Annotated in this window: 15 protein-coding genes; 7 read left to right on the top strand and 8 right to left on the bottom strand. The window is 66.3% G+C overall.

Going from position 1 to position 12,374, the window contains the following annotated elements; all coding sequences use genetic code 11:
* The first annotated feature begins 62 nt into the window (after window positions 1-62).
* Window positions 63-872, top strand: coding sequence for a helix-turn-helix domain-containing protein (locus OHQ90_RS11850; protein WP_328409997.1), 810 nt, complete (start codon window positions 63-65; stop codon window positions 870-872).
* Window positions 873-1,146: 274 nt separating this feature from the next.
* Here the strand turns inward: OHQ90_RS11850 and OHQ90_RS11845 are convergent, their stop codons facing one another.
* From OHQ90_RS11845 to OHQ90_RS11820, 6 genes are all read right to left on the bottom strand, one after another.
* Complete coding sequence (locus OHQ90_RS11845; RefSeq protein ID WP_328409996.1) at window positions 1,147-2,070, bottom strand: LysR family transcriptional regulator; 924 nt, start codon at window positions 2,068-2,070, stop codon at window positions 1,147-1,149.
* A 236-nt stretch (window positions 2,071-2,306) separates the two neighbouring features.
* Complete coding sequence (locus tag OHQ90_RS11840; RefSeq protein ID WP_328409994.1) at window positions 2,307-3,509, bottom strand: FAD-dependent oxidoreductase; 1,203 nt, start codon at window positions 3,507-3,509, stop codon at window positions 2,307-2,309.
* 214 nt (window positions 3,510-3,723) lie between these two features.
* The gene (locus tag OHQ90_RS11835; RefSeq protein WP_328409992.1) at window positions 3,724-4,371 is read right to left on the bottom strand and encodes a PadR family transcriptional regulator; all 648 of its coding nucleotides are present in this window, start codon (window positions 4,369-4,371) and stop codon (window positions 3,724-3,726) included.
* Between the two features lie 60 nt (window positions 4,372-4,431).
* Entirely contained in the window at window positions 4,432-6,468 is a 2,037-nt protein-coding gene (locus OHQ90_RS11830) for an MDR family MFS transporter (RefSeq protein WP_328409990.1), read from the bottom strand.
* A gap of 79 nt (window positions 6,469-6,547) precedes the next feature.
* A complete protein-coding gene (locus OHQ90_RS11825) occupies window positions 6,548-7,228 on the bottom strand; it encodes an alpha/beta fold hydrolase (RefSeq protein WP_328409988.1) in 681 nt (226 codons plus the stop codon).
* Window positions 7,229-7,356: 128 nt separating this feature from the next.
* The gene (locus tag OHQ90_RS11820) at window positions 7,357-8,043 is read right to left on the bottom strand and encodes a TetR/AcrR family transcriptional regulator (RefSeq protein WP_328409986.1); all 687 of its coding nucleotides are present in this window, start codon (window positions 8,041-8,043) and stop codon (window positions 7,357-7,359) included.
* A gap of 109 nt (window positions 8,044-8,152) precedes the next feature.
* On the opposite strand from OHQ90_RS11820, the gene OHQ90_RS11815 reads away from it, so the two are divergent.
* Together OHQ90_RS11815 and OHQ90_RS11810 are read left to right on the top strand one after the other, a co-directional pair.
* Window positions 8,153-8,467 carry a hypothetical protein gene (locus tag OHQ90_RS11815; protein WP_328409984.1) on the top strand — a complete coding sequence of 105 codons (315 nt, stop codon included), beginning with the start codon at window positions 8,153-8,155 and terminating at the stop codon, window positions 8,465-8,467.
* A 101-nt stretch (window positions 8,468-8,568) separates the two neighbouring features.
* Window positions 8,569-9,537: a sigma-70 family RNA polymerase sigma factor gene (locus tag OHQ90_RS11810; protein ID WP_328409983.1), complete on the top strand. Its 969-nt coding sequence runs from the start codon at window positions 8,569-8,571 to the stop codon at window positions 9,535-9,537.
* Window positions 9,538-9,556: 19 nt separating this feature from the next.
* Here the strand turns inward: OHQ90_RS11810 and OHQ90_RS11805 are convergent, their stop codons facing one another.
* Window positions 9,557-10,189 (bottom strand): TetR/AcrR family transcriptional regulator, encoded by a 633-nt coding sequence (locus tag OHQ90_RS11805; RefSeq protein WP_328409981.1) that lies wholly within the window; start codon window positions 10,187-10,189, stop codon window positions 9,557-9,559.
* Between OHQ90_RS11805 and OHQ90_RS11800 the strand changes: the two genes are divergently transcribed.
* Entirely contained in the window at window positions 10,179-10,349 is a 171-nt protein-coding gene (locus OHQ90_RS11800; protein WP_328409980.1) for a hypothetical protein, read from the top strand. The genes OHQ90_RS11805 and OHQ90_RS11800 overlap by 11 nt on opposite strands.
* Before the next feature lie 120 nt (window positions 10,350-10,469).
* Window positions 10,470-11,345 (top strand): oxidoreductase, encoded by an 876-nt coding sequence (locus OHQ90_RS11795; protein WP_328409979.1) that lies wholly within the window; start codon window positions 10,470-10,472, stop codon window positions 11,343-11,345.
* Between the two features lie 152 nt (window positions 11,346-11,497).
* On the opposite strand, the gene OHQ90_RS11790 is transcribed toward OHQ90_RS11795, so the two are convergent.
* On the bottom strand, window positions 11,498-11,722 hold the full coding sequence (locus OHQ90_RS11790; protein WP_328409977.1) for a hypothetical protein: 225 nt from the start codon (window positions 11,720-11,722) through the stop codon (window positions 11,498-11,500).
* Between the two features lie 92 nt (window positions 11,723-11,814).
* Here OHQ90_RS11790 and OHQ90_RS11785 point away from each other — a divergent pair, with 92 nt between their 5' ends.
* Both OHQ90_RS11785 and OHQ90_RS11780 read left to right on the top strand, forming a co-directional pair.
* On the top strand, window positions 11,815-12,009 hold the full coding sequence (locus tag OHQ90_RS11785) for a ribbon-helix-helix protein, CopG family (protein WP_328409975.1): 195 nt from the start codon (window positions 11,815-11,817) through the stop codon (window positions 12,007-12,009).
* A complete protein-coding gene (locus OHQ90_RS11780; RefSeq protein WP_328409973.1) occupies window positions 12,006-12,374 on the top strand; it encodes a type II toxin-antitoxin system death-on-curing family toxin in 369 nt (122 codons plus the stop codon). The genes OHQ90_RS11785 and OHQ90_RS11780 overlap by 4 nt, the downstream gene beginning before the upstream one ends.

Raw genomic sequence — 12,374 nt, 5'->3', positions numbered from 1 at the left:
TGCACCCCGATAATTCCCTGCGAGGAATGGCGCGGAACAGCTCCGTCGGATTCACTGGAGGCATGACGACGGCGCTAGAACCGAGCCCATTCGCCACGCAGCTACGGCACTGGCGAACCCAACGCCGAGTGAGCCAGCTCGACCTCGCGATTCGCGCGGATACCAGTCAGCGGTATCTGAGCTTTTTGGAACACGGGCGATCCAGGCCCGGCCGGACCATGGTGGTCCGGTTGGCCGAATCGCTCGAGCTGTCGCTGCGCGAGCGCAATGGACTGTTGCTGTCGGCCGGGTTCGCGCCGGTCTTCCCCGAATCGGATATGGACACCGAAGCGTTGGGCCCGGTACGTGATGCGCTGGTGCGCATACTCGACGGGCATATGCCCTACCCCGCGGTCGTCGTGCGGCCCTACGGAATTCTGCTGGCCGCCAACGCGGCGTTCGATGTGCTCACCGAGGGTGTCGCGCCGGAGTTGCTGAGGCCTCCGATCAATGTGCTGCGTCTCGCGCTGCATCCCCATGGTCTCGCGCGGCGCGTGGTGAACCTGCCGGAGTGGGGCAGACACGTCACCGAAAGCCTGCGCGGCAAGGCCATGCGCAGCCCCGATGCCGGCCTCGACGATTTCATCGCCGAGCTGGAAGGCTATCTCCCAGAAGTGAATCCGGGCCCGGACCACCTCGGCTTCGCGGTGCCGCTGCGGCTGCACAGCGACGACGGCGAACTCAGACTCATCACCACTATCACCTCGTTCGCCACCGCCGTCGACATCACCCTCTCGGAGTTGCATCTGGAGGCGTTCCTGCCCGCCGACGAACAGACAGCTGACATTCTGCGCCGCCACGCGGAACGCCGAGGCGGCGCCGAAACCGACTGAGGACTACCGAAGCCGGACCATACGTCGGCCGCTGGCCCGAATGCGCGACCCGCGCACCCTCGCCGCAACGCCGCAACGCCGCAACGCCGCAACGCCGCAACGCCGCAACGCCGCAACGCCGCAACGAGTGTGCTCGAGGTCGTCGCGCAGGTGCGCAGGCGCGACGACCTCGGTACATGGCACGACATCTGCATCCTCAGCCGAACAGTCGACCCGACCGAGGGTGCGGCGGCTGGCGCAGGCACGAGGTCCCGAGCTACCTGGTGTGACGGGCTCACCACTCGCGGCGCACCGCTAGTAGCTGGTCGTGGACCAGATCGATGTGCGGACGAGTCGTGGCGCCGGGCCTGCGCACGAGGAATCCGGTGTTGATCGGTGGATCCTCGGGTTCGAGCAGTGCGACCAGGGCGCCGGTGGCGAGACGTGCCGTGCACAGGTAGCGCGGCAGCACGCTGATGCCGCCGCCTGCGGCGACCAAGGCCGCGACCGCGCGGAGATCGGCAACTACCGCCGCAGCGTCGGCGGCCAGCCGCACGCCGAACACATGCCGCCAATACCGCCGCAGGATCGGCAGATCCGCGGCGTAGCTGACCAAGGGGACGCCGGTCAGCGCCGGCGGCCCCTCGGCACGCAGCCGGGCGACATCGATCCGCTCCGCGATAGCTGGTGCGGCAACCAGGACGAACTCCTCGTCGGCAAGCGGTTCGGCGACAACCGCCCTGCCACGCGGCCGGACGGTGGACACGACCAGGTCGTAGTGCCCGGCACGCAGCCCGGCGAGCAGTTCCTCCGAAAGCCCTGCCGTCACATTCAGCCGAACGCCACCGGCGATCAGCGGGGCCAGCGCGGGAAGTGCATGCACCGCAAGCATTTCGGCGGGCCCGGCCAGGCGGACCGGCGGCTGTGTGATCGGTTGCGCTGGTGCAGTGTCGCCCACAATGCCGCCGAGCGCGTCCAGCGGGCCGGCCACCCTGGCGGCGAGTTCGACGGCGGCGTCGGTTGCTGCCACCCCGCGCGGCAGCCGGTCGAACAGCCGATAGCCGAGCCGTTTCTCCAGCGCTTGCAGCTGCGTGGTCACCGTCGGCTGGGACAAACCGATCAGCCGTGCACCCGCGGTAATGGATCCCGCACGGTGCACGGCAAGGAAGGTGCGCAACTGGTTCAAATCCAGATTGCCATCGAAATTCCTATCGGTCACCCACCAAGTGTATTGACATAGGCCTGGTATCAGCTGGGGTTGCACGACGCGGTGACGAGCAGTTCGGGCACCCGCCCGGCCCACACACCACCCACCATGCGACGGCGGTGCGGGCGAAGTTGCTGCAAATCCTGAACACTGTCCGATCCTCGCCCAGACCGTTCTCACCGTATCTACGCCGTCCGGTCGGAACCGCCACGGCCGTGGCAGCCGCTGCGCCACGGCCGAGTTTCGGGTCAGCCGACCGCCACCGGCTCCTGATCCGCGGGGGCATCCCAGTCGATGCGGTAGCGCTGCTCGGCGCCCATGGTCTTCTCCAGGTCCATGAATCTGACCATCACCCGCATCATCACCGGCATCACCTTGCGCGCCACCGGGCCCGGCGTCTTGCTGTGGTTGATCTTCGCGGCCCGCGCGGCGATGCCTTCCACCCGCGCGCGCCGCGACCGCTCGTATGCGGCGAAGGCCGATGCCGGGTCCGGCAGATCTCGCAGGCACCGTGCCAGTTGGACGGCGCTCTCGATGGCGAGTGACGCACCCTGGCCGGAGCTGTTGGACGGCGCGTGCACCGAGTCGCCGACCAGCACCATGCGACCTCGGTACCACTGCGGAACCGGCGGCATGATGTGCAGGGCTCCGGTCGTTTCGAGGGTTTCGACGGTCGTATTGCGGGCGAGCTCGCCGCCGGGGGTGTCCTCGGCGTAGGTCTCGCGCAAGATCTTCAGCCAATGCTCGGCCGGGACCGCCCGTGCCTCGCTCAGCGACATGTACTCCTTGTGCGGGAGGTTCGCGCCCCACATGATCCGGCCCGGCTCGACCGCCCCGTACAGGTAATACGCTTGCTTTCCGAAGGCGAAAGTCATTGTCCCCGGCTCGATGTCGATATCGCTGTCGACGATCGCACCGAAACCGAGCATGCCGGTGTAGTCCGGTCCCGGCGCCTTCGGATCGATGAGGCCGCGAACGGTCGAGCGGATGCCGTCGGCCCCGATCAGCACATCCGCGGTGGCGCTGGTGCCGTCGGCGAAATACGCGGTAACGCCCGACTCGTGCTCGTCGACGCCGACCAGTCGTTTGTTGTATTCGAAGGGAACGCCCGCGGCGACCGCGTGATCGTGCAGCGCCTGATGCAGCTCGTTGCGATCGACCAGTTGCAGCAGGGTGTCCGGCAGCGTTGGCAGGTGCAGGTGCTTGCCGCCGACCGACATCGCCACATCGGTGATCGGCGAGGCCATTCCTCGAATGCGATCACCCGCGCCGATGATGTCCAGTGCGGCAACGCCGTTCGGAGCGAGCGCGAGCCCGCTGCCGACGCCGAAGGTCGGGCCGGGGTACGCCTCGTAAACGCGGGCGTCGATGCCCGCCTTGCGCAGCGCGGTGGCCGTGACGGGTCCGGCGACGCCGCCGCCGATGACAAGTGTGGTTCGTGTTGTGGACATGGGTGTCTCCAGGTTTGTGCGATACGGGTTGGGTGGAATCCCCGAACCGACCCGCCTGCCGCTCACCCAGTTATCCTGTGGTTGCCAACCTCGTGGCCGAGTGCGCGTATGCGGGCACGGTTCGAGACGGTTACATCGGGCTCGGCGGCGGTGTTGCCGCACCCCGCCGAGCCTGGTCTCGATCCGACGATGACATCGATCCGACAATGGCGCCCTATAGCGGCGCGTTCCCCCCTTCGACGAGCTTTGCGACTTCCGCGGGCTCCGCACCCTCGGCATGCAGCTGCCGCCACCAGTCCACGCCGGGGAAGCTCCCCGAGATGAGTTCGTCGCGGAACGACCGCGCCCAGGCCTGCTCAGCTTCCAGCATCGCGAGCCCGTACTCGGACTCGATGATGAACAGCCGTGGCAGCGTAGTGGCGAGCCCGTCGAGTTCTCGGCGCACAGCCTCGATGATGTGACCCAGCGCCTCGATGCGCCTGCAAAGCAACTCGGCCACCTCGTCCGGTGCTAGCGCCGCCGCGATGGAGAGTCCCGCGGTGAACCGGTGGTGTTCGGGTTCCGGGGTGGCGATCAATTCTCTTGTCCAGTCGGCCATTTCCGTGCGACCGGCGTCGGTGATCCGGTAGATCGTGCGTTCCGGGCGTGCCCCGTCGCGCTCGCTGCCGACGATCTCGAGGAAGCCGGCCTTTTCCAGATTCTGTACGACCGTGTACAGCGAGCCCCATTTGATGTCCATGTCGCGGTCTTTGCCGCGAGCACGCAGCGTCGACGCGATCTCGTATCGGTGCATCGGCCGCGCGACGATCACCGAGAGCACCGCAAGCGCCAGCAGGTTGTCCACCTTGCGCTTCGTAGCCATGACTACCTCCCGATTACTCGTCTACGAATATACGTCTACGAGTAATCGAGGGCAAGGAAATCAAGCGTCAACGGGTTCGCGCTCCTGAGCCTCCTCGTCGAGGAGCTTGGTAGCGATGTTCTCCAACGCCTGATCGAGCAGCGCACGGTCGGCGGGGTCGCGGTAGTCCCAGTCGTCGAGCTGGGTATCGAGCCAATGTCGCCACGAGGCATGGATCCGGTCGACCTCGGCACGGCCGGAATCGGTGAGTCGAACGCGGCCATCGTCGGCGGTGACATAGCCCGCGGCGATCACCTGCACGTAGATCGGGCGGATTACTTCGGGCGGCATCTTGTGGGCGTGCGCGATGGCCTCGAGCGTGGCCACACCGCGAACCCGGGTGTGCATGTACACCTGGCCGAGCGCCCACGCCCGGCCCGGACTCAGCTTCGACCCCGAGTCCGCGAGAATGCGCGGTCCGATCGGCCCCTCGGCGTGTGCCTTGCGCATCGCACCGGAGACCGCGCGCTCCAGCAGCACTAGGCGGTCCGGGGAATCGGGCACCGAAAAGCCCTCGCCCACATCGGAAGCGCCGGCCCGGACGCTGTCACGCAGCGGTATTTCCTTCAGGAACCACGCGACAACAAAACCGACGAGCGCGACCGGGACCACCCACAGGAAGACGTGGTCGATGGACCTCGCGTAGGCGTCGATGATGGGCGCGGCGACATCGGCAGGCAGGGCCCGCAGCTGCTGCGGATTCGCCGCCACCGCGGGTGGCACGACCTTCACCTCGGTCAGGGCCGCGGTCAGATCGGTGGCAATCTGGTTGGTGTACAACGTGCCGAATATCGCGGTGCCGAAAGCGCTACCGAGAGTGCGGAAGAAGGTGACGCCCGAAGTTGCCGTGCCCAATTGCGTGTAAGGCACGGTGTTCTGCACGACGATGGTCAGCACCTGCATGGCAAGGCCGATACCCAGACCGAGAATCAGCATGTACAGCGATTCCAGCCAGATGCTGGTAGTTCGGCCCATCGTGGACATCAGATACAGACCGACCGCCATCACCGCGGTGCCCACAATCGGGAAGTACCGGTAACGACCGGTCTTTCCGACGATCTGCCCGGACAGGATCGAGGTGAACAACAATCCCGCGACCAGCGGCAACGTCCGAACGCCGGACGCGGTGGCCGACACCCCGTTCACATATTGGAGATACGCGGGCAGGTAGGTTATCGAGCCGAGCATCGCGAAGCCGACGATGAAGCTCAGGATCGAGCAGACCGTGAACACTCTGCTGCGGAACAATCCCATCGGCAGCATCGGTTCGGTCGCTCTCAATTCGACCGCGACGAACGCCGCGAGCAGTAGCACCGCGGCGACGAACAGGCCGATGATCTGCCCAGAGCCCCACGGATATTCGGTGCCGCCCCATTCGAGTCCGAGGATGAGGCTGGAGACGCCGAGCGCGACCAACCCGATGCCCGCATAGTCGATGATGGGCTTGATCGCGGCCCGCACCCGCGGGATGGTGCGCGCGGCAAGGGCGATCATGACGATCGCGACGGGCACGTTGACGTAGAAGCACCAGCGCCAGCTCGCATGGTCGGTGAACAACCCGCCGAGCGTCGGGCCGATCACCGTGGTGACGCCGAAGACCGCGCCGAGCGCGCCCTGATACTTGCCGCGTTCGCGCAGCGGGATGATGTCGGCGATCAGTGCCATCGCCGTGACCATGAGACCTCCGGCGCCGAGGCCCTGAACGGCGCGCGCGATGATCAGCAACAGCATGCCGTTGGCCAGGCCCGCGACTATCGAGCCGACGATGAAGATCAGCGCGCTGAGCTGGAACACCAGCTTGCGGCCGAACAGATCGCCGAGCTTGCCCGCCAGTGCCGTCGCCACCGCCTCGGCGAGCAGATAGGACGTGACCACCCAGGCCAGGTGCCCCGCACCGCCGAGATCGGCGACGATCGTCGGCAGTGCGGTGGAAACGATGGTCTGATCGAGCGCGGCCATCAGCATGCCGAGCACGATGGTGCCGAACACGATGTTGGTCCGTGCCCTGCTCAAGGGCGCGGGCGCGGATGTGTCGGCGACAGCGACTGCACCGGTCATCGGTTCAGTATGTGCCGACTTCGACGGTCGGGACGGTGCGACACGAGCCCAGGCAAACGGGAGGCAACCGGCCAGGCGCTCAGCCTGCCGCCGCCTCGAGGATCACCTGGGCGACCGCCTCCGGGTTGGACACCATGACCGCGTGGCTGGCGCCTGCGACCTTGGTGGTCTTCGCGCTCATCCGCTCGGCGAGCACCTCTTCGAGCCGCGTGCCGATGATCAGGTCGTTGCCCGCGACGATGTACCAGCTCGGGAATTCGCGCCAGGCGGGCGGACCCGAGACGAAGCCGAAACGCGCCGCGTCGCTCGGGCCTTGCACCGCGGCCATGACGCGCGCCTGCACCGGATCGACATCGAAGGCGAAATACTCGACGAACTTGTCCTGCGGCAACGTCACCCTGCCCTGCGGGTCGGTCACGAAGAATTGCGCCGAGGGCGGCTGACCGAACGGCTCACCGAGCGCTGTGACCGTCTCCCCCTCGTCCGGCGCGAACGCCGCGACGTAGACCAGCGCTTTCACATTCCTGGCTCCGTGCGCGGCATTGGTGATGACGCAGCCGCCGAAGGAATGCCCGACGACTACGGTCGGGCCTTCGAGGATGTCGAGGGCCTGACGCACCTTGGTGACATCGTCGGGAATCGAGGACAGCGGCTGCTGCACGGCCACGACATGGTGGCCGGCGGCCTGGAGCGTGGGGATGACACCGGACCAGGACGAGCCGTCGGCGATAGCACCGTGCACGAGCAGGATGTTGACCATTGCGGGACCTCCGGAATCGTGGGTAATCGGGAGCATGCCGAACAACACACACGAACTAGGGAAACGCTGCGGGCAATCTTTCCGCAAGCATCGTCATAGCGCTCGGCAATCGCCGAGAGTCTCGGTGTTCACCCGATGGTGACCGGCTCGCTTCGGTCAGCGGCCCGCACCGCGTAGTCGGCCAGCGACGGCTCCAGCGCGGCGAAGGCGACCTCGATGTACCCGTGCAGTGCCGTGGCGATGTCGTCGTTGGACTCGCCGGCGAGTGTGCGGCGCATCGTCTCGTCGAACAGCACCCGATGTACCCCGCCCAGTAGCGCCGCGGCCACCCGCGGCGTGATGTCGCCTGACGCAGTATCGGTTTCGGTCGCAAGGGTTCGCGCCAGCGCTGCCTCCCGCTCCTCGTGGAATTCGCGCAACCGGGCGACGAGCGCGGGACTGCCCGCAATCAGCCCGGCGAATTCCGGACCGGAGAATCCGATGACCGGATCCCGATCGGCGACCGCCGCCAGGTAGGCGCGCCGCAACGCGGCGAGCGCGGACTCCCCCGCCACGCGTTCGCGGACGGTGCGGCCGAGCTGGTCCACGAACACTTCGCCCAGATCCAGCGCGAGGTCCTCCTTGCGCGGGAAGTAGTTGGTCACCGTCATCTTGGCGACCTCGGCAGCCGCGGCCACGTCCGCGATCGTCACCTTGTCGAAGCCTCGCTCCAGGAACAGCAGCGTGGCCTGGTACGAGATCTTCTCCCTCGTCTGCTGTTTCTTTTTGGCCCGAAGTCCCTGCTCGGCGCCCGTGTCGACGGTCTGTGCACTCATGTCGAGCAGACTACATGATCTCGTCATAAATTTATGCTTGACATATTTTTAGGTCTGTTCTAAGTTTGCTCTCGTCGCCGCGAGACGACGAAGACGAAGGAGAAAACGGATGCCCCACGGTCACGACGTAGCAGCCCCGACCCGCAACACGATGCAGACCAGCCACGAGGGAGCAGCCACCATGGCCGAGTACCACAGCACGCTGGACGCGGCGATCCGCGGCATGCTCGAGCAGAGCTCTTCGCCGAAGTCGGGCGAGCCCGCGGCGGCACGATCCGCGAATGACGCTGCCGCCCAACGGATCCGGACTACAACAGGTTTCCCCGGCGGCAATAGCAGGCGCGGCCGTCAGTCGAGGAATGCACCGAAAGGACAAGGATTCCGTACGCAGCCACGGCGTCCGCTGCGGATTCTCGGCCGCTGAATCCGCACCGCCGCTGAATCCGCACAACCCAGCCGGTAGTCGATCCGGCCCATCGGCATCGACTACCGGCTTCTCCCCTCGCTCGACCGAAAGGCGCACCCGTGACCCAGATCTGCACCACTCGCTCCACCCGCACGGCCCAGGGCATGGTCAGCGTGGACCCCATCAAGGACTACCTGCGGAAGATCGGGCAGACCGCGCTGCTGACCGCAACGCAGGAAGTAGAGCTCGGCGAGCGCATCGAGGCGGGTGTGCTCGCCCAGCGGCGCCTCGACGAAAGCGCTTCCGCGGGAATCGAACTCACCGCCACACAGCGGCGTACGCTGCGGCGCACCGCCGCGGACGGCAGCCGCGCCAAGGAGCACATGGTCCAGGCCAACCTGCGCCTTGTCGTTTCGGTCGCCAAGCGCTACCCGACGCCGACCAGCATGTCGCTGCTGGACCTGGTCCAGGAGGGCACATTCGGATTGATCCGTGCGGTGGAGAAATTCGACCACCGGCGCGGTCTCAAGCTGTCCACCTACGCGACTTGGTGGATCCGCCAGTCGATCGGCCGCGCGCTGGCCGACCAGGGCCGCACCATCCGCATCCCCGTGCATGTGGTGGACGTACTCAACCGCGTTACCCGCACCCGGCACGCGCTGTCGCAGCAACTGGGCCGTGCGGCGACCGCCGCGGAGGTGGCCACCGAGCTGGACCTAGCGGTCAACCAAGTCGAGGAGGTGATGCGCCATGGGCGCGAACCGATTTCGCTGCACACCCCGGTAGGTGCGGAGGACGACACAGAACTCGGCGGCCTGCTGGCCGACGATGTTCCCGACCCTGCCGATGTGGTAGCCGAGGGCATGATGCGTGTTCAGCTCGACGCGGCACTCGCGACGCTGACCGCCAAGGAGGCCGAGGTGATCGGGCTGCGCTTCGGCCTGGATCGCGGCCAGCCGCGGACCTTGGCGGAAATCGGCACCACCCTTGGTGTATCCCGCGAGCGAGTGCGGCAGATCGAAGCCAAGGGCATGGGCAAATTGCGCAGGCCGTCGTGCACCCGCACGCTGGAGGGCATGCTCGCCTAGCGCGGTATCCCGGTGGCGGTCATGGCGTTTCGATCAACGCCACCGCCACCGGGACGAGCACCTCGACCAGCGCCTCGACCGGTGGGCGCGGGTCGGCGAGCAGCCACTCGTGGGCGAGCCCGTTGATCGCACCGATCAGGGCGCTGATGCTGAGCCCGGGTCCACCGCGCACTAGACCGCCCGCGGTGACGGCGGGCACCACCAGGGATTCCAGCACCGTCCCCCAGGAGTGGCGGCGCTCGCGCCGGTGGCGTTCCATACGCTCGCTGACGCCGACCACCTCGATGAACGCAACCTTGGCCCGGTACGGGTCGGAGCCGACCGACTGGAGATACGCGGCGAGCACCGCGGTCATCGCGGCGGTGATGTCGAACCTCGGATCGAGTTGCTCGAGTGCCGCCATGATGGCCGCCGCGGCCTCGTCCTGGATGCGGTCATAGGCCGCGATCAATACGTCTTCCCTGGTCTGGAACTCCTCGTAGAACTGCCGCTTGGACAATCCTGCCGCGGCGCAGACATCCGCAAGCGAGCACGAGGGGTAACCGCGTTCGGCGAAGATCCTGGTCGCCGCGTCGAGGAACCGCAGGCGGCGCTCGGCCTTCCGCTCGGCCACGGCGCGACCGCCGTATTGCCTGCCCACCGTGGTTGTCACGCCCACCACCGTAGCGAAGCCCGCTCCGGTCGCGGCGGGCTGCTCCACCAGTGATGTCGGCTCGATGATGCTCGATCCGGCGACCTGGAAGGTCTGGGAGGAGACGGTGGACGCCAGCCTGGCCGCGGCGTTCCAGCAGCCGATCGGCAGCGGGCGCTGACGTACTTCACCCCGCGTATCCGAGCGTTGTCGGCCGCGCGGGGCCTTGGCGTCCGAGACGCTCGGATTACACACCCGTGTCGCCCTTCCCACGAAACTTACTCCGGAGTAAGGTCGGGCCATGGCGTGGAAACCACAAGAAGTACCCGACCAGAGCGGGCGCACCTTTATCGTCACCGGAGCCAACGGTGGGCTCGGCGTCGAGACCACCACGGCGCTGGCGGCCAAAGGCGGCACGGTGATCATGGCCTGCCGCAACGCGGAGAAGGCCAAGACAATCGCCGAGCGCATCGACGGCGATGTCCGTGTCGCCGTGCTGGATCTCGCGGACCTGGCCTCGGTACGCCGATTCGCCGACAGTACCGACGAATTCGACGTGCTGATCAATAACGCAGGCCTGATGAACGTGCCTTTCTCCCGCACCAAGGACGGGTTCGAAACCCAGTTCGGCGTCAACCATCTCGGCCACTTCGCGCTGACCGGGCTGCTGCTGGACCGGATGCGCGATCGGGTGGTGAGCCTCGCGAGCATCGCCCACAAGCAGACCCCGAAGCTGTGGATCGATGACCTGAACTACGAAAATCGTCGCTACCAACGCAATCTGGCCTATGCCCAGTCCAAGCTCGCGAACCTGATGTTCGGCAGGGAATTACAGCGCCGACTGGCCGAATCCGGTAGCAGCAAGCGCTCTTATGTTGTGCACCCCGGCGTATCGGCCACCGACCTGTTCGCCAAGACCGAGACCCCGATCGACTGGGTCAGCAAGCCCTTCATCCGCCTCATCGGCCACTCCCCGGCCAAGGCCGCGCACTCGACGCTGTTCGCAGCGACCATGGCGGACGCCGACCCGAACACCTACTGGGGCCCGACCAAGTTCTTCCAGACCCAGGGACCGGTGGAGGCGGCGCCGTCGAGCAAGCTGTCGAACAACCGCGTCCTACAGCGTCGGCTCTGGGAGGAATCCGAACGCATGACCGGGATCTCCTACAAGTTCTGAGACCGGTGAATTCGGCAGCGGAAGGCCCGTCGGCCACAGCGCCGGCGGGCCGCACCGATCCCGATCAGCTCAGAACCGACACACAATCTTGCCAGCCGAATCGCCTTTGCCCGCCAGGCCGCCGGTGGCCCGGTGCCAGACATCGGTCGGGTTCACCCCGCCGCGCGCATCCGGACGAGCACCTCGACCCGGCCCGGCTCCGGCCGCTCGACCACCCGCAGCACCTCGGCCCACCGAATGCGTCCTGACCGATAGCGCGGATCGCACATCTCCTGCTCTCCGGACCGTTCCCTGGCGCACCAGTCGCGCGGCAACAAGATTTCCGGATTCGATGACACGCGACGGGTGACAAGAAAGCCAACAAACGGCAGGATCACGCCACACTCGATCTTGTCCAGTCACACGGAGCGACCTACAGCCATCCGGCCGATACCAAGAACAGGTGATACCACCGAGGTATCATGCCCATATGGCTATGACACTCAGACTCAATGACGATGATGACCGGGCACTCACCGAGCAGGCTCAGCGGGAAGGCCGTAGCAAGCAAGAGATTGCCCAAGAGGCGATCCACCTTCACCTGACACGCCGCGCCGAAGCCTTCGACGCACTACTCGCCGAAACTATGACCGAGCACGCCGAACTGCTCGAGCGGCTGGCATGAAATATCTCACCCTCGAGGAACTACTGGCCATTGCTACCGCAGTGAACGGCGGACATGCCGCCGTACGCGACGCAGGCTTGTTGGCTGCCTCGGCGGAACGTCCCCGCACCACGGTGTTCGGGCACGAGGCGTATCCACGTCTCATCGACAAGGCGGCGGCACTGCTGCATTCGATTGCACGGAATCACGCTCTCGTTGATGGCAACAAGAGGACCGCATTCCTCGCGGCGGCGATTATGTTGCGGATCAACGGCGAGCATGTCAAGGCATTCCCGGAGGCCCAGGAAAAAGCCATGAATGCGATTGCGCAAGGCGATATGGAAGTGCCCGAGATTGCTACGCTGCTGGAAGAATGGATCAAATGA

Origin of the sequence: Nocardia sp. NBC_00403 (assembly GCF_036046055.1) — a bacterium.
GTDB lineage: Bacteria > Actinomycetota > Actinomycetes > Mycobacteriales > Mycobacteriaceae > Nocardia.
The sequence above is the reverse complement of the archived record's forward strand: the minus strand, read 5'-3'. Positions and strand labels throughout refer to the sequence as shown.

Bases quoted from the DNA above. Each gene is read 5' to 3' on its own strand.
- OHQ90_RS11850 (WP_328409997.1), top strand. From the start codon at position 63: ATGACGACGGCGCTAGAACCGAGCCCATTCGCCACGCAGCTACGGCAC.
- OHQ90_RS11840 (WP_328409994.1), bottom strand. From the start codon at position 3,509: ATGTCCACAACACGAACCACACTTGTCATCGGCGGCGGCGTCGCCGGA.
- OHQ90_RS11835 (WP_328409992.1), bottom strand. From the start codon at position 4,371: ATGGCTACGAAGCGCAAGGTGGACAACCTGCTGGCGCTTGCGGTGCTC.
- OHQ90_RS11830 (WP_328409990.1), bottom strand. From the start codon at position 6,468: ATGACCGGTGCAGTCGCTGTCGCCGACACATCCGCGCCCGCGCCCTTG.
- OHQ90_RS11825 (WP_328409988.1), bottom strand. From the start codon at position 7,228: ATGGTCAACATCCTGCTCGTGCACGGTGCTATCGCCGACGGCTCGTCC.
- OHQ90_RS11820 (WP_328409986.1), bottom strand. From the start codon at position 8,043: ATGAGTGCACAGACCGTCGACACGGGCGCCGAGCAGGGACTTCGGGCC.
- OHQ90_RS11815 (WP_328409984.1), top strand. From the start codon at position 8,153: ATGCCCCACGGTCACGACGTAGCAGCCCCGACCCGCAACACGATGCAG.
- OHQ90_RS11795 (WP_328409979.1), top strand. From the start codon at position 10,470: ATGGCGTGGAAACCACAAGAAGTACCCGACCAGAGCGGGCGCACCTTT.
- OHQ90_RS11785 (WP_328409975.1), top strand. From the start codon at position 11,815: ATGGCTATGACACTCAGACTCAATGACGATGATGACCGGGCACTCACC.
- OHQ90_RS11780 (WP_328409973.1), top strand. From the start codon at position 12,006: ATGAAATATCTCACCCTCGAGGAACTACTGGCCATTGCTACCGCAGTG.